Annotated in this window: 21 protein-coding genes; 15 read left to right on the top strand and 6 right to left on the bottom strand. The window is 53.4% G+C overall.

The annotated features are described in order from the left end of the window. Window positions 1-123 precede the first annotated feature (123 nt). Together ACYJL1_RS12640 and cysK are read left to right on the top strand one after the other, a co-directional pair. A complete protein-coding gene (locus ACYJL1_RS12640; RefSeq protein WP_460898033.1) occupies window positions 124-744 on the top strand; it encodes a LysE family translocator in 621 nt (206 codons plus the stop codon). Between the two features lie 141 nt (window positions 745-885). Beyond that, entirely contained in the window at window positions 886-1860 is a 975-nt protein-coding gene (cysK, locus tag ACYJL1_RS12645) for a cysteine synthase A (RefSeq protein WP_460895707.1), read from the top strand. 42 nt (window positions 1861-1902) lie between these two features. On the opposite strand, the gene ACYJL1_RS12650 is transcribed toward cysK, so the two are convergent. Both ACYJL1_RS12650 and ACYJL1_RS12655 read right to left on the bottom strand, forming a co-directional pair. Further along, window positions 1903-2190 carry a HigA family addiction module antitoxin gene (locus ACYJL1_RS12650; RefSeq protein WP_460895708.1) on the bottom strand — a complete coding sequence of 96 codons (288 nt, stop codon included), beginning with the start codon at window positions 2188-2190 and terminating at the stop codon, window positions 1903-1905. Window positions 2191-2201: 11 nt separating this feature from the next. Further along, a complete protein-coding gene (locus tag ACYJL1_RS12655; protein ID WP_460895709.1) occupies window positions 2202-2480 on the bottom strand; it encodes a type II toxin-antitoxin system RelE/ParE family toxin in 279 nt (92 codons plus the stop codon). A gap of 301 nt (window positions 2481-2781) precedes the next feature. Between ACYJL1_RS12655 and rplM the strand changes: the two genes are divergently transcribed. From rplM to ACYJL1_RS12690, 7 genes are all read left to right on the top strand, one after another. Continuing rightward, window positions 2782-3246: a 50S ribosomal protein L13 gene (gene rplM / locus ACYJL1_RS12660; protein WP_115051695.1), complete on the top strand. Its 465-nt coding sequence runs from the start codon at window positions 2782-2784 to the stop codon at window positions 3244-3246. Window positions 3247-3248: 2 nt separating this feature from the next. Next, complete coding sequence (gene rpsI, locus ACYJL1_RS12665; protein ID WP_460895710.1) at window positions 3249-3725, top strand: 30S ribosomal protein S9; 477 nt, start codon at window positions 3249-3251, stop codon at window positions 3723-3725. Between the two features lie 301 nt (window positions 3726-4026). Next, on the top strand, window positions 4027-4980 hold the full coding sequence (speB, locus tag ACYJL1_RS12670) for an agmatinase (protein WP_460895711.1): 954 nt from the start codon (window positions 4027-4029) through the stop codon (window positions 4978-4980). 222 nt (window positions 4981-5202) lie between these two features. Further along, a complete protein-coding gene (gene argC / locus ACYJL1_RS12675; protein WP_460895712.1) occupies window positions 5203-6135 on the top strand; it encodes an N-acetyl-gamma-glutamyl-phosphate reductase in 933 nt (310 codons plus the stop codon). Between the two features lie 74 nt (window positions 6136-6209). Beyond that, the gene (locus tag ACYJL1_RS12680) at window positions 6210-6446 is read left to right on the top strand and encodes a type II toxin-antitoxin system Phd/YefM family antitoxin (RefSeq protein ID WP_460895713.1); all 237 of its coding nucleotides are present in this window, start codon (window positions 6210-6212) and stop codon (window positions 6444-6446) included. Further along, the gene (locus ACYJL1_RS12685; protein WP_460895714.1) at window positions 6446-6829 is read left to right on the top strand and encodes a type II toxin-antitoxin system VapC family toxin; all 384 of its coding nucleotides are present in this window, start codon (window positions 6446-6448) and stop codon (window positions 6827-6829) included. The genes ACYJL1_RS12680 and ACYJL1_RS12685 overlap by 1 nt, the downstream gene beginning before the upstream one ends. Continuing rightward, the gene (locus ACYJL1_RS12690) at window positions 6817-7671 is read left to right on the top strand and encodes an aminoglycoside phosphotransferase family protein (RefSeq protein ID WP_460895715.1); all 855 of its coding nucleotides are present in this window, start codon (window positions 6817-6819) and stop codon (window positions 7669-7671) included. Before ACYJL1_RS12685 ends, ACYJL1_RS12690 begins: the two co-directional genes overlap by 13 nt. Here ACYJL1_RS12690 and arsK read toward each other — a convergent pair. Together arsK and ACYJL1_RS12700 are read right to left on the bottom strand one after the other, a co-directional pair. Next, the gene (arsK, locus tag ACYJL1_RS12695; protein ID WP_460895716.1) at window positions 7660-8877 is read right to left on the bottom strand and encodes an arsenite efflux MFS transporter ArsK; all 1218 of its coding nucleotides are present in this window, start codon (window positions 8875-8877) and stop codon (window positions 7660-7662) included. The genes ACYJL1_RS12690 and arsK overlap by 12 nt on opposite strands. Window positions 8878-8955: 78 nt before the next feature. Further along, window positions 8956-10053: a COX15/CtaA family protein gene (locus tag ACYJL1_RS12700; protein ID WP_460895717.1), complete on the bottom strand. Its 1098-nt coding sequence runs from the start codon at window positions 10051-10053 to the stop codon at window positions 8956-8958. Between the two features lie 226 nt (window positions 10054-10279). Here ACYJL1_RS12700 and ACYJL1_RS12705 point away from each other — a divergent pair, with 226 nt between their 5' ends. After that, on the top strand, window positions 10280-10495 hold the full coding sequence (locus ACYJL1_RS12705) for a DUF2842 domain-containing protein (protein WP_460895718.1): 216 nt from the start codon (window positions 10280-10282) through the stop codon (window positions 10493-10495). Here the strand turns inward: ACYJL1_RS12705 and ACYJL1_RS12710 are convergent. Further along, window positions 10492-11508: a polysaccharide deacetylase family protein gene (locus ACYJL1_RS12710; RefSeq protein ID WP_460895719.1), complete on the bottom strand. Its 1017-nt coding sequence runs from the start codon at window positions 11506-11508 to the stop codon at window positions 10492-10494. The genes ACYJL1_RS12705 and ACYJL1_RS12710 overlap by 4 nt on opposite strands. Window positions 11509-11662: 154 nt before the next feature. On the opposite strand from ACYJL1_RS12710, the gene ACYJL1_RS12715 reads away from it, so the two are divergent. Then, on the top strand, window positions 11663-12793 hold the full coding sequence (locus tag ACYJL1_RS12715; RefSeq protein WP_460895720.1) for a GNAT family N-acetyltransferase: 1131 nt from the start codon (window positions 11663-11665) through the stop codon (window positions 12791-12793). Here the strand turns inward: ACYJL1_RS12715 and ACYJL1_RS12720 are convergent. Next, on the bottom strand, window positions 12790-14943 hold the full coding sequence (locus ACYJL1_RS12720) for a GumC family protein (RefSeq protein WP_460895721.1): 2154 nt from the start codon (window positions 14941-14943) through the stop codon (window positions 12790-12792). The genes ACYJL1_RS12715 and ACYJL1_RS12720 overlap by 4 nt on opposite strands. Before the next feature lie 228 nt (window positions 14944-15171). Between ACYJL1_RS12720 and ACYJL1_RS12725 the strand changes: the two genes are divergently transcribed. The 4 genes from ACYJL1_RS12725 to ACYJL1_RS12740 are packed head-to-tail and all read left to right on the top strand — an operon-like array spanning window position 15172 to window position 19684. Beyond that, the gene (locus tag ACYJL1_RS12725) at window positions 15172-15693 is read left to right on the top strand and encodes a polysaccharide biosynthesis/export family protein (protein WP_460898034.1); all 522 of its coding nucleotides are present in this window, start codon (window positions 15172-15174) and stop codon (window positions 15691-15693) included. An 8-nt stretch (window positions 15694-15701) separates the two neighbouring features. Next, a complete protein-coding gene (locus ACYJL1_RS12730; protein WP_460895722.1) occupies window positions 15702-16838 on the top strand; it encodes a glycosyltransferase family 4 protein in 1137 nt (378 codons plus the stop codon). A 45-nt stretch (window positions 16839-16883) separates the two neighbouring features. Continuing rightward, window positions 16884-18425 carry an undecaprenyl-phosphate glucose phosphotransferase gene (locus tag ACYJL1_RS12735; protein WP_460895723.1) on the top strand — a complete coding sequence of 514 codons (1542 nt, stop codon included), beginning with the start codon at window positions 16884-16886 and terminating at the stop codon, window positions 18423-18425. Then, window positions 18422-19684, top strand: a complete 1263-nt coding sequence (locus ACYJL1_RS12740) for an O-antigen ligase family protein (protein ID WP_460895724.1) — start codon at window positions 18422-18424, stop codon at window positions 19682-19684. The genes ACYJL1_RS12735 and ACYJL1_RS12740 overlap by 4 nt, the downstream gene beginning before the upstream one ends. Window positions 19685-19800: the final 116 nt, after the last annotated feature.

Genomic DNA, 19800 nt, shown 5'->3' on the forward strand with positions numbered 1-19800 from the left:
CCCTCATGCACCGCCCCCACAATCATCAAAGAAATTGATAAATACTGTTGAAATCAGCCAATAGACAGTGTTTCCATGCGAGGCTATGTTCGGCGCGTTGATCACCACTACCGGGCTTTCACCATGACACTTGCAGGTTTTATCGCCTATTCGGGCGCACTCGCTATTGCCGCTGCCATTCCCGGCCCGGGCGTGACTGCTCTTGTCGCACGAGCGCTGGGATCTGGCTTCCGCTCGTCCCTGTTCATGTCCATCGGACTTGTGCTCGGCGACCTTACCTATCTTACTGCGGTCGTGCTCGGCCTTGCGGTTGTGGCGCAGACATTCGGTACATTGTTCCTGATCATCAAATGGGCTGGCGTTGCCTATCTCAGCTATCTGGCATGGAAGCTGTGGACGACTGGCATTTCAACCGAAAGAATTGAAGCAAAGAAAAGTCGCGGCGGCAACATCTCCGCGATTCTGGCTGGACTGACGCTCACGCTTGGCAACCCGAAAACCATGCTTTTCTACATCGCGCTGACACCGACGCTTGTTGATCTGGAGTCGATCACATTGGGAGACTATTCCATTCTGGCGGTCATAACGGTGATCGTGTTGATGATTGTGCTCGTGCCCTATCTTGCGCTGGCTGCCAAGGCACGCGGTCTTCTGGCTTCACCCCGCGCATTAAGGCGTCTGAACCGCACTGCCGCTGCCTTTATGGCTGGCGCAGCATTGGCAATTGCAGGACGCGCCGGCTAACCCGGATTTGTATTCTAATAGATGCGGATTATTAGTTTAATTTTCCATTCATGCTTCCGTTTGTGCATGTGCCCGACTATGAATTTTCCGCCAAGGGCCATAAGATCGCGTGCAGAACAACATCAATTTCGGGAGAACATCATGAGCAGCGACACGCTACGCAAGCCGGGCCGTGGCCGTATCTACAACTCCATCGTCGATACTATCGGTGACACACCAATCGTGCGCCTCGACAAGTTTGCCAAGGAAAACGGTGTCGTTGCGAATCTCTTGGGCAAGCTCGAATTCTTCAATCCGATTTCCAGCGTCAAGGATCGTATCGGTGTCGCCCTGATCCAATCACTGGAAGATCAAGGCAAGGCTGTTCCCGGCAAGACCGTATTTGTGGAGCCGACATCAGGCAATACAGGCATTGCGCTGGCCTTTGCCGCTGCCGCCAAGGGCTATCGCCTTATCCTCACCATGCCGGAAACCATGTCCGTCGAGCGCCGAAAAATGCTCAAGCTGCTCGGGGCCGAGCTGGTGCTGACGGAAGGCGCGAAGGGCATGAAAGGCGCTATCGCCAAAGCCAATGAACTCGTCGAAACCACGCCAGACGCAATCATTCCCGGCCAATTCGACAATCCCGCCAATCCCGAAATTCATCGCAAGACGACAGCTGAGGAAATCTGGAACGACACGGACGGGAGCGTCGACATTCTCATTTCCGGAATTGGAACCGGCGGGACGATCACTGGCGTTGGTCAGGTGCTGAAACAGCGTAAACCCAGCGTGCAGATCATCGCGGTTGAGCCAAAGGATTCGCCCGTGCTGTCGGGCGGCAATCCCGGACCACACAAAATTCAAGGGATTGGCGCTGGCTTTGCACCGAGTGTGCTCGACACGCATATTTACGATGAAGTCATACAGGTTTCGAATGAGGATTCCTTTGCGAATGCGCGGCTGGTCGCGCGTATTGAAGGCCTGCCGGTGGGTATTTCCTCGGGCGCTGCGCTGACAGCGGCGATTGAAGTCGGCAAGCGTCCGGAGAACAGAGGCAAGAATATCGTTATCATCATCCCCTCTTTCGCTGAACGGTATCTATCAACGGCGCTATTTGACGGGCTGGATGGCTGATATGAGGGAAGAATGCGCTTATTCCGGGAGCATTCTTCCTAACTAAGCCAGATTGGCAAAACGTTCGATAGGTGGCTGCTCGCGGTGTTCCGCCTGCCATAAATCGTAATCAGTCTGCACACTGAGCCAAACCTTTGCCCTGCCAATGCCTGCACGCTCCAAGCGAACTGCAAGGTCGGGGCTTATAGGTGCATGGCCGTGCATGATGCGGGATAGTGTTTCCCGCGCAAAGCCCAGCCGCCGGGCAAGTTCAGTCGTGGTTATGGCAAGCGCCGGCAAAACGTCCTCCAAGAGAGTTTCACCTGGATGCGGGGGATTGAATTGTCCCATGTCATTAGTCCTCAATGATAATCCAGATAATCGACCAATTCGACATCGCTTTCGATGAACCTGAATATGATACGCCAATTTCCGCTGACCGAGATCGACCAATAACCGTCCAAGGACCCTTGAAGCCGGTGAAGTCTCCAGCCCGGTATAGAGAGATCATCCGGCACGGAGGCGCGATCCAGAAAGGCAAGCATACGAGACAACCGCTTCACATGCGCAGCGTTGATCCCTCGTGTGGAACCCGTTTCAAAGAAAACCTTCAACCCCTTATGGCGAAAACTTCGGATCATTCTCCGAATGTGATGCAATAGATCACATATCGCAACCAACGTCCGGTTGCAAGCTGCAAAAACAGCGCGCCGAGATGTGGTAATATAATACCTTTCTTACAAGTCCTTGATTTTACTAATGTATTTAAATTACATGCCAAAACTAACGACTTGACGCTCTCCATTTGAGCCTTTATTGAGACGCATGACTGCGGTGGGGGTTCCCGCCGTTTTTCATTGTTGTGTGGATTTCAATGATCTTCACAACCCAAGCAACAAGAAAAGCCTTCTTTTATGAAGGATGATCTCAAGGACAACACAAATGGCTACCTTCACACAGAAGCCGGCAGATGTGACGAAAAAGTGGATCCTGATCGACGCGACGGATCTCGTCGTTGGTCGTCTCGCCACCATCGTCGCAAACATCCTGCGCGGCAAGCACAAAGCTACCTTCACCCCGCATGTTGACGATGGCGACAATGTTATCATCATCAATGCCGACAAGGTTGCCTTCACAGGCAAGAAGCTTTCGGACAAGATTTATTACTGGCACACCGGTCACCCAGGCGGCATCAAGGAACGTACAGCTGGTCAGCTGCTTTCCGGCCGTTTTCCTGAGCGTGTTGTTGAAAAGGCAGTTGAGCGCATGGTTCCACGTGGACCGCTCGGCCGTCGCCAGATGAAGAACCTGCGCGTTTATGCCGGTTCCAACCACCCACATGAAGCGCAGGCACCTGAAGTCCTCGACGTTGGCGCGCTGAATTCCAAGAACAAAAGGAGCGCATAAGAATGGCTGAGCTCAACTCGCTCGCAGAACTCGGTACAGCTGCTGCATCAACGCAGGCTGCTGCACCCGTTCATGTCCAGAAGCTCGATGCCCAGGGCCGCGCATATGCAACCGGCAAGCGTAAGGATGCGGTAGCTCGCGTCTGGATCAAGCCAGGTTCCGGCAAGATTTTCGTCAACGACAAGGAATATGTTGCATATTTCGCTCGTCCGGTTCTGCAGATGATCCTGCAACAGCCAATCGTTGCCGCCAACCGTGCTGGTCAGTATGACATCATCGCTACTGTTGCCGGTGGTGGTCTTTCCGGTCAGGCCGGTGCTGTTCGTCATGGCATTTCCAAGGCCCTCACCTATTTCGAACCTGCGCTGCGCGGTGTTCTGAAAAAGGGCGGCTTCCTTACACGCGACAGCCGCGTTGTAGAACGCAAGAAGTACGGCAAGGCGAAAGCCCGTCGCTCGTTCCAGTTCTCGAAGCGCTAATATCGCTTTATACGGACAGAACAGAAAGCGGGCCTTCGGGTCCGCTTTTTTGTTGCGCTGAGATGGGTTGATAAGCGAAAATCTTGCCACCCTTATCTCTCCCCTTGTGGGAGAGAACGCGATTTCAACATCTTAGCCCCTTTGCTAAGTGTTAGAAATCGCAAGAGAGGGGATTTACTTTCTTGAACTACCCCCTCTCTTGAATTTTCTAAGAATTTAGCAAAGAGAGCTAAATTCAAGAAAATCCTTTCTCCCCCACCAAGGGGGAGATAAACGTTGTGCTCCCGGAGTGAGAAATCCAATGCCATCGAAAACCATCGATCATGCTTTTACAGCACGCACATTGACCAGCGCTGCCACCGACCCCACCCATGCGGGAGCGCTGTCCTTCATGCGCAGACGCTACACCAAGAATCTCAATGGGGCAGAGGCCGTGGTCTGGGGCATTCCATTTGATGCTGCTGTTTCCAACCGGCCCGGGGCGCGTTTCGGTCCCCAGGCAATACGCCGCGCCTCGGCAATCTTTGACAATGACCCGCAATACCCTTTCCAGCGCGATCTGTTCGAAGATTTGGCGGCAATTGATTATGGCGATTGTCTACTTGACTATGGCAATCATCAAAAGACACCTGCCACAATCGAGAGAGAAGCGGCCAAAATCATCAAATCGGGCGCATTTCTGCTTTCGCTCGGCGGCGATCATTTCGTGACATGGCCGATCCTGAAAGCCCACGCGGCGAAACATGGACCGGTTGCGCTCGTGCAGTTCGATGCCCATCAGGACACCTGGTATGATGATGGCAAGCGCATTGATCATGGTTCATTTGTTGGCCGTGCAGCGCGCGATGGCGTGATTGATCCCGCGCACTCGATTCAGGTCGGCATCCGCACCCATGCACCGGATGATTGCGGCCTCAAGATTGTCTATGGCTACGAGGTCGAGGTACTTTCGGCAGCGGAAATTGCCCGGCAGATCATCGCGCGCACAGCCGGCAAGCCGGTCTACCTGACATTCGATATTGATTGCCTTGATCCGGCATTTGCACCGGGGACCGGAACGCCCGTTGCAGGCGGCCCTTCGTCGGCAAAGATTCTCTCGGTACTGCGTCATCTGACCGAACTTAATATTGTCGGTGCCGATGTGGTGGAGGTTGCGCCCGCCTACGATCATGCGGATGTGACAGCAATCGCCGGTGCCACAATAGCGATGTATTACTTAGGTATATTGGCCGAACAAAAGGCCAACCGACGATAAGTATGGCAAGGACGTTATGCGTGGTTCGACAAGCTCACCATGAGGAATGTGGACTGATTGCAATTAGTGAGCATTGCTGGAAATAACTCCTTGCAACCAACTCACTTTCCTCATGGTGAGCTTGTCGAAGGGCAAACCACGCACGGCTTTTCTGCCAACCTTCCATATTGAATCCGCTTTTCTCTCTAACTATCTGAATTCAAAGCATCCAAGGGCATTTCCATGAAACCCAAAATCTTTATCGACGGCGAACACGGCACCACAGGTTTGCAAATCCGCACGCGGCTTGCGGGGCGCGATGACCTCGAAGTAATCTCCATTCCTGAAGCCGAGCGGCGCAACAAGGATTTGCGCGAAGAGTTTCTGAAGGCTGCGGATGTAGCGATTCTCTGCCTGCCGGATGAGGCTTCAAAGGAAGCGGTATCGATCCTTGAAGGAAACAATTCCACGAAGATCATCGACACGGCGACAGCGCACCGCGTACATCCTGACTGGGCCTATGGCTTTGCGGAACTTGATAATGCGCAGCGCGGAAAGATCGCGCAAGCGCGGCTTGTTGCCAATCCCGGTTGCTATCCGACCGGCGCGATTTCGCTGATCCGCCCCTTGCGCGATGCTGGTATATTGCCTGCCGATTATCCGATTTCGGTCAACGCAGTCTCCGGCTATACGGGCGGCGGCAAGCAGATGATCGCGCAGATGGAAAATCCTGATGCACCGGACCATATCGCCGCCAACCATTTTCTCTATGCCATGCCACTCAAGCACAAGCATGTGCCGGAATTGCAGATGCATGGTCGTCTCGACCGCAAGCCGATCTTCAGCCCAAGCGTTGGCCGCTTTGCCCAAGGCATGATTGTGCAGGTGCCGATCCATACGGGCGACCTGAATGGTGGCGCTTCAATGGCTGACATTCACGCCGCGCTGGTCGCCCATTATGAAGGCCAGCACATTGTGCAGGTTGTGCCACTTGAGACAAGCGCCACCCTGCCCCGTCTCGACCCTGAAGAGCTACGCGATACGGACATTATGAAGCTTTATGTGTTTGGCACAGAAGGCTCCGGCCAGGTCAACCTCGTGGCGCTGCTGGACAATCTCGGCAAAGGCGCTTCGGGCGCAGCAGTGCAGAACCTTGATCTCATGTTGGGTCGCTAAGTGCGCTTGACCAAGTTGACCAATCACGTCAAATCATGTTATGGATTGTTGGTTAACTTGGTTAGGAGCTGGCCATGAATCACGTCAATCTCTATGATGCAAAAACCAATCTTTCCAGCTTGGTAGACCGTGCTGCTTCCGGCGAGGAAGTGATTATAGCAAAGAACGGCATACCACTTGCGCTGCTCGGCCCCCTGCACAAGCAAACTGAGCCGCGCGTGCCTGCACATGCCCTTGGGATTACATATATCGCAGAGGACTTCGACGCGGTTGATCCCGAAATCGCGGCATTATTCAACGAAGGCCAGTAATGAATCTTCTGTTGGATACACATGCGTTTCTCTGGTGGGATAGTGGTGCTGATCAGCTCGGTTCAGAAGTGCGCACTGCTATCGCCAATCCCGATAACCAGATTTATATTAGTGCAGCCTCTGTCTGGGAAATTGCCATTAAAAGCGCCAAGGGAAAATTGCACTTTACAGGGCCGGCCACTTCCGCAATCGAACGCAACGGGTTTTTGCCGCTCTCGATTTCACTACATCATGCGGAGATGGCAGGAAATCTGGACTGGAGTCATTCTGATCCATTCGACCGGATGCTGGTGGCTCAATCGCAGGCAGAAAATATGGTTCTCGTGCATGCCGATGGTATTATCCATGATTATAAAGGGATAGCACAACTTTGGGCTCGTTGACATTGCAAAGTCTGCCAGCCGAATGGCGTCTTTTAGAACCGGAGCTGTTCACTGAAACCCATACCAGCCGCATCATCATGGTGCGGTTGGAAAATGGTGAGCAGGCTGTTGTCAAACAGTTGAACGCGACCGGCATGGAAAACGAATTGCGTGGCACGCACTATCTGCAATGGCATGACGGCCACGGCTGTGTGCGCGTCCTCAGACAAAAAGACAATAATCTGCTGCTCGAATATGGCGGCTCGCGGACCCTTCTCGATCATCTGAACGAACGTGGCGATGAATCAGCGACATTGGTCTTCACCGATGTTTTCTTGCGATTGCAGGAAACCTTTCGCAGTCATAAGCCCGTTTCGCCGGATTTTGTGCCGTTGCGCAGACAGTTCTCCAGCCTGTTCAAGAAGGCTGAGAAAGACCAAAAGGCTGGTAAACAAAGCATATTTGTAGAAGGGGCCGCCATTGCCGACCGCCTTTTGGACAACCAGCGGGATATCCAACCCCTGCATGGCGATATACACCACGAAAATATCCTTTTCGGCAAACGCGGCTGGCTTGTCATTGACCCGCAGGCGTTGCTGGGCGACCCGGCCTATGACGCAGCCAATATGTTCTATAATCCGGTGGAACGGACTGATCTGCGCACTGATCCCAAACGTGTTGCCTCAATGGCGAAGATTTTCGAAGACGTTTTCAAGCGAGATCGCAAAGATTATCTTGAGTTCGGCATGACGCATGCGTGCCTGTCCGCCTCATGGCATGATGAAGATGGGAACGATGAAGAGCGGGATCGCAGCCTTGCCGTCGCGACGACGATCGGCAAGGCAATCGCATCAATTTGTTGAACGTTTGACGAGCCGTGCCACCACAACGAAGGTGACGACGCCGAGCGTACCAACGATTGCAACGACGAGAAGCGCTGTCGTCGGGCCGAAATGTTCAAGCAGAGTTGCGAAAATAAATGGCGCTACCGAGGACACGATCAGACGGGAAGATGTGATCTTGCCAAGAATTTCACCATAGCCCTGATGACCGAACAGCGCCAAGGGCAGTGTCCCCAACACAATACTGTTTAATCCTGAGCCCATGCCAAACAGGATGGCGAACAAGACTGCGCCGGCAATGATTGGGATGGATGAAGGCAGCAACAACATCATGAAGGCTAGCGGAATCATCGCAGTGGAAATGATCGTAATGATCATCGCCGAGAACCGGCCACCCAGAAGCATATTGATGAGACGGCTTGCGAACTGAGCCGGACCAAACATCGTTCCAACGAAAACTGCCGAAGCACCAAGACCAACCGCGCCGAGCACTGGTACAAAATGAACCAGCATTGATGAAAGCGCGAAGCTCGTCAGCGAAAAGCCTACCGCCAAAAGCACAAGCGCGCCTCTACGATCATGGTGTTGTAGAGACCCTTCAACGCCCCTCGCGAGCGGCTGAGGCGTGGTGTCCGGTGGAAGCTTCAGCGAACGGCGCGTCATTCGTGACAACCAGAAATGGATCGGGAAGCAAAGACCAGTTTGCAATACTGCGTAAAACAGAAATATCTCACGCCATGTGAAGCTGTGCAAAAGCGCAGTCACCAATGGCCAGAACAGAGTGGAAGAAAAGCCGCCCATCAGCGTCAAATAGGTTATCCGGCGCGGCGCAAGCTGTGGATCGACCTGTACGAGAACGGCAAAGGCAGTGTTATAAAGGATGAAAGGTGTGGCGATGCCTGTTGTGATCAAAGCGGTCGCAAACATCCACCAATTGGTCGAGAATGCGCAAAAGACAAGGGAGAGTGCCGCAGCCAGTGAGCCGAGCGTCATGACGCGCCCTGCCCCGAACCTGTCAGCCCAGCGGCCAGACCATGGCGATACGACACCGCCGATCAACAATGTCCCGGAAAACGCAGCGAACAGCCATTCGCGTGTCTGACCGAACTCTTGCCCGATGACGGGCGCCAGAATGCTGAAACTGTAAAAAAGTGTACCATAACCGATGATCTGCGTGATACCGAGGCCGACAACCGTAGCCAGCGACCGCCTCGCACTGATGATCATGGTTTTCAGTTTCCGATATTACTGCATATTGAACTGGATTGTGCTGTCAGATTAAACCGAGTCTCTCACCAAGAACAGTCAGTTTCCCGGCACAATCTTTGTTTCAAGCGGATATGCGCCTTTTGTGGCGCGCCAATGGGCCACAGCAAAACCAAGCAGCACAATTGCGAAAATCTGATGGAGCAATCCAAGCCCGATCGGCACCTGCATGAGCAGCGTGGTGATACCGATTGCGGCCTGCGCTGCAACCAGCAGCGCGAGGAAAACGGCACGGCGAGCATGGGTTGTATCTGGAGCAAGGCGCATAGTCGAGATCGCATGCCAGATCGCCATCGCAAAGACGAAATAAGCAAAGATGCGATGGACGAATTGCACGGTCTTCGGGTTTTCGAAGAAATTGTGCCAGATGGGCTGGATCGGGAACATATCACCCGGGATGATCGCGCCATCCATCAGAGGCCAGGTATTATAGGATAATCCCGCATCAAGGCCGGCCACCAGAGCGCCGAGATAAATCTGGACGAGCACAAGAAGGACCATCCAGCCGGAAAAGCGCTGAATTGCGCGGTCTGCCGGTTTTTCCGTATAGATTGCCAAGCCTCTTGCCACATACATGACGGCCGCAAAAATGATGCAGGCCAAAGTCAAATGCGTGGCGAGGCGATACTGGCTGACATCAACACGAACCGAAAGTCCAGAGGCGACCATCCACCAGCCAACGGCACCTTGCAGGCCGCCAAGCGCCAAAATGCCAATCATGGGCCATCTGAGACGCCGCTCAAGCCGACCTGTGAGCCAGAAGAATGCCAAAGGCAGAGCAACGAGGAAACCTACACCACGGGCAAGGAAACGATGGGACCACTCCCACCAGAATATCTGCTTGAACTCAAAGAGGCTCATGCCCTTGTTCAACTGCTGATATTGGGGAATCTGCCTGTATTTATCAAACTCTTCCATCCATTGGTCATAGCCAAAGGGCGGAATAATGCCGTGGATTGGCTTCCATTCGGTGATTGACAGGCCAGAGCCCGTCATACGGGTGGCACCGCCTACAAACACGATGGCTGCGAGCACCACCAGCACCACATACAACCAGATGCGGATATAATGGCGGTTTCTGGCTTCACTATCCTGCACCGAGACGAGTGCGTCTTCGGACGTAATATGGGCGGCCATGCAAAACACTCCTGTACAGAGCGGATAGGTGAAGCATCTTGCGGTGTATGACAAGCGGCGCTTACGCGACAAGCAGTCGCGTTTATGGGACGCAAAGGGTTTTTTCGCTTTTCGGATAGAGATTAAACAGATAGATCAAGCCCAGAGCGTTTTTTAACGCAATCCCGGATGCAAAACCGCTTCACACATTTGCTGGAATTGCTCTATTGCTCAATTGGATGGCAATATGCCCGTAAGGCTGAAAAAACTCATCGGAACATTTTTTCTGGTAGCGCTGGTCTGTGTCTACGCCATAGTCGCGACGATTTTTGCCGTGGCGCTTTTAGGCAATGCCAGCCCGTGGATCCATCTGCTCTACTTCTTCGGTACGGGCATATTATGGGTGGTCCCGGCCATGTTCATCATTAGCTGGATGGAAAAAGCGCCCAAGAACAAGGTTTAAGTCTGAACAACACGCCTGCCCGCATTGGCGATAGGCGTGGTGATACCGCTCATCATGGTTCTGGCGTAAACCAGTTCCTGAAACCGACCATTGATGGAAATGCGCGGCAATGAGTGCATATGGGCACGATGTTCGGCCTGAATAGTGCCGTGGCGGGTCGTCACTGCCGAAAGAAAACCTTCCTTTGCTGCCTGTAGTGCTTCTCGCTCACCCGCGGCTTTCGCCGAGCCATAAGGATAGGCGAAATGCTGCGGTCGTTTGCCCAACTTGTCTTCCAGCATATCAGCTGATTGCCGCATCTCGAAAGAAACTATTTCAGGGGCAAGTCTCTTGAGGTTGTAGTGATGAACGGTATGTGCGCCGATGGTGCATAGCGGATCGCTGGCAATCTGACGCAGTTCCTTCCAGTTCATGACATCGCGATCCGCAGCAACCCCGCAAAGCATATTCTGCGCGTCACACATTTCCCGCAATACAGGCATTTGCTGGAGTTCGGTCAATGTTTCAGTGAAATAGCGCATAAGGGCGTGGAACGCTGCGCGCTTCTGGAACATCGTCGTGCAACGCCATTCCTGACCATTGGGCGCTTTGATAAAGTTTGCCTTGGCAACCAGTAGTTCCAACACCTCCCACCACAAAACAGTCGCGCCTTCCACAAGACCCGGCGCCGTATAAATGGTAAATGGCGCACGGTGCTTCTGAAAAACCGGATAGGCATGATGGAGGTTGTCATTATATCCATCGTCAAGCGTGATCGCCGCAAAGCGGCGTCCGCCCTGCGACCCGGATGCAATGCGGGCAACGGCCTCATCCATTGAAACCAGATCGACATCTTCTGACTTTAGCGAAGTCAATATTGTATCGAGAAACGCTGGCGAGATGCAGAGCGAACGGTTGACGCCGAGCGGACTTGTGCAGTCCGGGCGAACCCTGTGCAACATGATAATCGAGCCGAGGCCGCCAAGGCGCGCACGGGCTCGCGATGCGAAGCCGCTATGCCAGGCAAGCCTCATCACGGCCTTACGTATTAAATCGGCCGCGTGGACCATTCCTTCACCAATTTTACTTTATGTAGAAGCAACCGGATAGTTATTGCTCAAATAGAGCACAGTGAATGCTGAAGATATATCAAATACCTCGTAAATTTTCTTTTTGTGGAACGCAAGAATGGACAATCGGCAGCTTGAAACGAAAATACTCGTCGATTCCCATGATATTCAGGCTGCCTGGGATGGACTGGGCGCGGATTTCATTTCAGGAGCCTCGCAAACGGCACGGTGGCATGCGCTATGGCAGTCTCTGGTCAATGACGATTGTCTCGTCGCAGCGCTTTACTCCAAGGAGCAGCCGGTCCTTATGCTGCCGCTGGAAATCCAACGGACCGGGCCGCTGCGCATCGCGATCTACGCGGGCGGCCCCCATGCGAACTGTAATTTCCCGGCAGTTGCAATGGGTCAAAGCATATCTGCGGAAGCGCTTCGCTTGCTTTTTGATGCCCTGCACCGTGCACGGCCTGACATTGATCTCGTGTCTCTGACCCGCCAGATGGGTGAACTTGGTGGTATTTCAAATCCCCTCCTGCAAATGCCAAGCCGGGTAAACGCAAATGTAAGTCTCGGTGTCACGCTGGATGGGAATTTCGAGATGGTTCTCGCTAGGAGCAATTCGAAGCGAAAAAAGAAAAAGCACAGGCACAATATGCGCCGTTTTGAAGATGCAGGCGGTTTTGAAATCATAACCGCGACTACGCCGGTAGAGACAAATGCAATGCTCGACACTTATTTCGAATGCAAAGCAACACGATTGGCAAAGGCGGGGATTAAAAACACCTATGATCCGGCGGGCGTAAAAGATTTCTTCAAAAGACTTTTTGCAGAAGAAGTTGTCGGCGCATCGCATCGCTTTCAACTCAAAGCGTTGGAAGTCGCGGGGCAGTACCGGGCAGTTCTGGGAAAGTCTTATGCTGCACGCCAGACCTTTATCGATTTTGTCGGCATTACGGAGGATGATCTGGTCAGTGCAAGTCCGGGCGAATTTCTATTCTTCGAGGATATTGCCGCAAGCTGCGAAACCGATCTTAAGGTCTATAGTTTCGGTATAGGCGACGAGCCCTATAAACGCAGCTGGTGTGATATCGAACGACCGACCTATGATACCGATATTAGTCTGACAGCGAAGGGCCGGATTTATGAGGCATGGCTTCGTGTCCGCCGCAAGCTGGTGCGCACGATCAAGAAGAATGAATTTGTCTGGTCGAAGGTGAAAAAACTTCGCTCAATCATGCGCGGCGCTCGCTAAGCCCGGCGCACGAGCTTGCCAGCATCCAGCCGCAACGCATCCGCTTCAAAAGGCGTCAACAGATTTGGCTCAAGGAAGCGGGCTTCGAAAACGGCCCTCACCGTGACAGCCACGTCCGGATCATCCGGGTTGACAACACCAAGAATAAGCTCTGTGCCCTCAACCATCAAATGCCTCAACTCGGCGACTGTTGCCGGACCGCTATCGACCACGACCAGATCATAGGCGGACTGCAAGGCGGTCAAAATCATGGGCAGACGCCCGGCCGACTGCATGGCCTTTACAGGGTCGTGATTTCCCAGTGGAATGACTTCAGCCTGCGAGTAATGATCGAGATGGATAACCTCGCTGAAATGTTTTTCCGATACAAGCAGATCAGTAATACCGGGCAAATTGCCGTCATCAAGCATCGCGCGCCCGATCTCTGGTGAGCCGGTCATATCGACGAGAATGACCCGCACGCCCCTATCCGCCAGCTCACGGACCAGCAGGATCGTCAAAGCGGACGCTTCATCACCCTCCGGAGAGACGACAACTGCCCTCGCCGCGCCACTTGCCATGAGCCGGTCAGCGACATTGGCGATACCAGTATGATCGGTCGGAACAGGTGACGGGGAAAAATTATCAGGTTCAGCCCGGGTTTCTTCCTCGGCTGGTGGAGCAGCAACTGGCTGTACAGGCTCATTGACAAGCTCTGGCATGGCGGCAGGTTGAACGATCGGTTGCGCCGGGATGAAATAAGAATCCGATGCAGGCCGCAATGCCCGACCGCTGAACAAGGCGTGGAGAAGCGTACCAATGCTCAATATCAGCAATGAAGCCACAAAAGCTGCGAGCGTCATTGGAACCTTCTTGGGGAAATAAGGCTCGATGGGGCGATCCGCACGGGAAAAAATGCGCGCATCAGCAGGCATATAACCCCGGTCTGTACGCGACGAGGCTTCCCGATACCGTGTGAGATAGGATTCCAGCAGTTGGCGCTGCGCCGTGGCTTCACGTTCCAGCGCCCGCAGCTCTACTTCTTCTTCACCGGCCCGCGATGATTGCGCCTTGAGCTGGTTCAGCGAACGGTTCAGCTCCGCTTCACGCAAGCGTGCCGTTTCCGCTTCATTTTCAAGGCTTGCGAGGACCTTGCGCGCTTCAAGCCGTATCTGGTTGTTCAAATCGGCAAGCTGCGAGCGCAATGCCTTGATCCTCGGATGCCCGCTGAGCAGAGAGGCCGACAGGTCGGCGATATCGTTGTTGAGCTGCACCTGCCGTTCGCGCAGCCGCTGGATCAGGGGCGAAGCGATGACATCCGGCAGGGTTTCCGCCTGTGCGCCGCTTTGCAGGGCTGCCCGCACGCTTGCGGCACGCGCCTCACTTGCGGCCCTGTTGGCGCGAACACGTGACAGTTCACTGGACAGTTCCGAAAGCTGCTGGGTCGCCAGCACCGCATTATTCTGGCCGATCAGCAGATCGGACGAACTGCGATAGGCGGCAACTTTCGCCTCCGCATCCTTGACCCGTTTGCTGAGATCGGCAATCTCGGGCTGAAGCCAGCCTGTGGCATCCGTATTAATCTCGGATTTCGCCGCCTGCTGCATGGCCATATATTCATCGGCAATGGCGTTGGCGACGGAGGCAGAAAGCTCCGCATCTTTCGACGAGAACTGCACCACGATAACGCGGGACTCCTGCACACTATAGACAAGCAGACGGTCACGCAGTGCCTTGAGAATATAATCTGTGCGGGTTTCCTCGCTTATATCGCGTCCAAGGCCTATGGTACCCAGAAGCTTGGACAGCGCTGAAGGTTCGGCGTCTGCTGTCAGCTCGGCGTTCTTTGCAAGATCAAGCTTGGTGATGACATTGCGCAAGACATCGGATGAACCGATCAGTTCAACCTGGCTTTTGATCGCCTCCTGATCAACCACAGGACGATCATCCGTTTGCTGGTTGGAAGGACGCGTGAACACCGATTCACGGGCTTCGATGAGAATGCGCGTTTCAGCGCGATATTTGGGCGAAACCATGGACAGGGCAATGAAGGTCAGAACGGTGATCAGCAATGTACCAAAGATGATGCGACGCTTGTTTTGCCAGAGACTGGCAAACAGCGCACCCATATCAATGTCTACATCATTGCCTGTAGATTGGGCCTGAGCCATCCGATCACCCCACACCATATGCCTTAAGAGTAAAGACTTATGGTAACCACCAAGTTAAGACACCTAAAAAGACCGCATGCGCCTCAAGCCTATGTCGAGCGGCTTTTACCAGCCATTAACCCTAATGAATTGATAATGCATCCAGAGAATCGACAAGCGCATTGCCAAGTTAGGGTCCGAACCGTGTTCAGCAAGCAGATATTTCTGGTGTCTATCGGCGTTATCTGCATGACGCTTGGCGGCTGCGCCAGTTACCGCCCTGCGCCGCCAGCATTCAACGAGGCAATCAACAAGCCCTATATGCTTGATGCTGGCGATCGCATCCGCCTGACGGTTTTTGAACAGGAAGGTATTACCAACACCTATAGCGTTGATCAGGCCGGTTATATTTCCATTCCGCTGATTGGCAGCGTGCCTGCGCGCGGCAAGACCATCCAGCAGATCGAGGCAGCCGTGGCAGCCAAGCTCAAGCAGGGCTATCTGCGCGATCCGGACGTTGCCGTCGAGATCGACCGTTACCGGCCCATCTTCATCATGGGGGAAGTGGGGGCTGCCGGCCAATATTCCTATGTTCCCGGCATGACCGCACAGAAGGCGATTGCTGCGGCAGGCGGATTTAGCGCCCGCGCCAATCAAAGCGATGTGGATATTACGCGGCAATTCAATGGTGAAAGCCTGACCGGGCGCGTGACTATTTCCGATCAGGTATTGCCCGGCGACACGATCTACGTGCGCGAACGCTTTTTCTGATCCCGGACATGAAGGCCAGCCGGTCACTTCGTATCGTTCACTGCTTTCGCGCTCCCGTAGGTGGCGTGTTTCGCCATGTGCGTGATCTGGTTTCCGCACAAAATGCAGCAGGCCATCAAGTTGGCGTTATCTGCGACGCAACAATTGGAAGCGCGCTTGAAGAACAACTTCTCGCCGAACTTGGTGACAAGCTGGCTCTGGGGCTGACACGTATTGCGATGCAAAGGCAGATTGGGCCAAGGGATGCCATCGCGGCATTTCAGACATACAAGACAATCAAGAAATTGAAGCCCGAGATTCTGCATGGGCACGGTGCGAAAGGCGGCACCTATGCAAGAGTTTTTGGCTCACTGTTGCGGGTATCTGGTGTTGGCGTTGCCCGTTTTTATTCGCCGCATGGCGGTAGTCTCCATTACGATCCCACGAAACTTTCGGGAAAGCTGATCTTTCGGATTGAAAGGCTAATGGAGCGCATGACGGATCGCATCATTTTCGTCTCGCAGTTCGAGCGCGAGACCTATGTGCGAAAAGTTGGAGAACCGCATTGTGCAAGCGCCCTGATCCACAATGGACTGTCGGCAGAAGAGTTTGATCCGGTCGTGGACAATGACAACGCCGCTGACTTTCTGTTCATTGGTGAACTGCGGATATTGAAGGGGCCTGATATTTTCATTGAAGCTCTGGCAAGGGCAAGCGCGGCAAGCACTCGGAAACTGACGGCTGTGATTGTGGGCGAAGGCAAAGACCGCGCAATGCTTGTCAAACAAGCCAAGGATGCACAACAGCAGGCCGACATAGAGTTTTTACCTCCCATGAAGGCTCGGGGTGCTTTTCCTCTTGGAAAGATTGTGGTGGTGCCTTCGCGCGCTGAAGCCTTGCCTTATATCGTTCTGGAGGCATTGGCAGCCGGAAAGCCTTTGATAGCAAGCCGGGTCGGCGGAATTCCGGAAATTCTTGGTGATCAATCACTCGCACTGGTACGGCCCGAGGCAACCGATCTTGCGCAGAAAATGGCAACGGCAATTGACGATGTTGCCGCCTATCGAACATGCCTGCCAGACATGGACGACCTGAAACAAAGCTTCAGCGCCACAAGCATGGCCGCCCGACTGGAATCCGAATATTTCATCTCACTTGGCCGCTAATTATCAAACCTTTCTTAGTGCCTATATGCTACCTAAGGTAGTATTATGAGAGATAATAACCCCAAGCCGAAACTTACACGTGAATCCGTTCGCAATCTGCCGCCGGATACTGACAAATCGTCTGCGGTGAAAAGCAGCCTGAGCCCTGTTGCCTATACGATTGCATCGCAATATGCGCAGTCGACGAACTCGCCGGTCATGATCAGCGGAATCATGCGGATCATTGAGTTCATGATCGTCGCCATCACAGGCATCGCCGTCTATATATTCTACGTCGGCGCATCGCCGAGTTTTTTTCTGCATTATTTGCTGGCGGTTGCGGTAACGGCAACCGTGATCGTTTTCATGCTGGAACTGACTGATAGCTACCAGCTGGCCACGATGCGCGACCCTTTCAGCAAGTTCGGGCGGCTTGTCCTCACATGGTCCGGCGTTTTCGCGATGATGTCGCTGGCAGCGTTTTTCCTGAAAATGTCCGAAGACTATTCGCGTGTCTGGTTTGGCGTTTGGTTCCTTTCCGCACTGGTGTTGTTTGTTGTTTTTCGGCTGATCATGTCGCGGCTGATCCGCCGCTGGGCGCGTAATGGCAAGATGGAACGGCGCGCCGTTCTGGTCGGTGGTGGCAAACCTGCCGAAGATCTTATCCGTTCCATTGAGCAGCAGCCATACAATGATATTCGTATCTGCGGTGTCTTTGACGATCGCGATGCAAAACGCTCGCCGCCAGTCGTCGCCGGTTATCCCAAGCTTGGCAATATTTCAGAGCTGATCGAATTTGCGCGTATAGCCCATATCGACATGCTTATTGTTTGCCTGCCGATAACAGCTGAAGAGCGCGTGCTTTCGCTTTTGAAGAAACTCTGGGTGCTGCCCGTCGACATCAGGCTGTCAGCCCACAATAATCATCTGCAATTTCGCCCGCGCGCCTACTCCTATATCGGCTCTGTCGCCATGATCGACCTGTTCGACAAGCCGATCAATGATTGGGACTCTGTCGCCAAACGCGCGTTCGACATCTTCTTCAGCCTTTTCGGCATTCTTGTTTTCAGCCCCATCATGCTGGCGACAGCCCTTGCGATCAGGTTGGAAAGCAAAGGATCCGTCATCTTCAAACAGCAGCGTCATGGTTTCAACAATGAGATTATCGAGGTTTGGAAATTCCGTTCCATGTACACGGAAATGTGTGACCCGACGGCGCGAAATGCGGTTGTCAAGAATGACCCGCGCGTAACCCGTGTGGGGCGTTTCATACGCAAGACCTCCATTGACGAACTGCCCCAATTCTTCAACTCGCTAATGGGTACTCTGTCGCTTGTCGGCCCTCGCCCCCATGCCATAGCAGCCCACTCGCACAATCTTCTCTACAATGATGTTGTCGATGGATACTTCGCCCGGCACCGGGTAAAGCCAGGCGTGACAGGATGGGCACAAATTAATGGCTGGCGCGGTGAAATCGATTCTGATGACAAGATCAAGATGCGAACGGAATTCGATCTCTATTACATTGAAAACTGGTCGCTTTGGCTTGATCTAAAAATTCTGTTTCTTACACCAATACGCCTGCTGAACACGGACAATGCCTATTGAGTACTGTCGCCCATGGAGCCTTGCCAGGCGAGATTGATCGCGCCACCAAAAACCGCGCGCTGATCAGGCTTGTCTCAAATTTTGCAGTGGGTTTTGGTGTATTCTTGAGCGGTTTCGTCATTGATGAACCTGCTCCCTACGAACTTTACATGGCTGGCCTGATTGCGATCTGGGCTCTGTTCGGCTTGAGACTCTCGAAGATGAGCAGCGCGTTGCTCGCCATACTGGTTATCTTCAACATTGGCGGTGTTATCTCGATGGGACAGATGTCCGATCTGAAGAGCGCGCCCATGTATCTGGCTGTATCCCTATTTCTTTCCCTGACCGCAGTGTTTATCGCTGCCATTGTCAGCAATGACTACCGTGTGCTGAGGATCATCTTTGGCGGCTATGTGCTCGCAGCCATATGCACCTCGCTGCTTGGCATTCTCGGCTATTTCAGCATTATTCCCGGATCGGAACTATTCACCCGCTACGGGCGGGCGATGGGTGCTTTTCAGGACCCCAATGTTTTCGGGCCTTTTCTCATGCTGCCCTTTGCCTGGTTGTTACACGGCATATTGGCGGGGAGCCTGCGCGCCCTGCCCTTGCGTCTTGTACCCATCCTCATTTTGACCTTGGCGATCTTTCTCTCATTTTCACGTGCAGCTTGGGGCATGGCGCTGCTCATTATTATTGGAATGGCGCTACTGCTGTTCATGCGCAATCCCAGTCCCTTGTTCCGCCTGAGAATTATCGTCATGGCAATTGTGGCAGTTGCTTTGGCATTGATCGCCATCGTCATCGCATTGCAAGTTCCCAGCGTGGCAGAACTCTTCAATGCAAGAGCACAACTGGTTCAGGATTATGATGATGCGCAGTTTGGTCGCTTTGCCCGGCATTGGTACGGGCTGCTGCTATCCATCGATCATCCGTTCGGTATAGGGCCGTTGGAGTTTGGCCCGATCTATGGCGAAGACACCCACAATATCTGGCTCAAAGCTTTGCTGGATTATGGTTGGATCGGCTTTGCCAGCTATTTGACGCTAACCATGCTCACTTTGGGGCTTGGGTTACGTATTCTTTTCCGTGACAGAGCCTGGCAGCCCTATCTCCTGTGCGCCTATCTCGCTTACGTCACGCATGTGGTGGTGGGAAACGTTATCGACACAGACCATTGGCGTCACTTTTATTTGTTGGTCGGAATCATATGGGGATGCGTTGCGCTTGAAATCGCCAATAAACCCCAAAAAGCGGCAGCAGCTCTGACGCCGCATTAGAAGAAAGTAACGTAGCGTCCCGATATTGGCGCCAGCGCTTTTCATAGTGCTGCTGTCGTTTTCCGGAATTGAACAAGTCAAATCCCAATGATATTTTTCCCGCTATACTCATCGCT

The organism is Phyllobacterium sp. K27 (genome assembly GCF_054796155.1).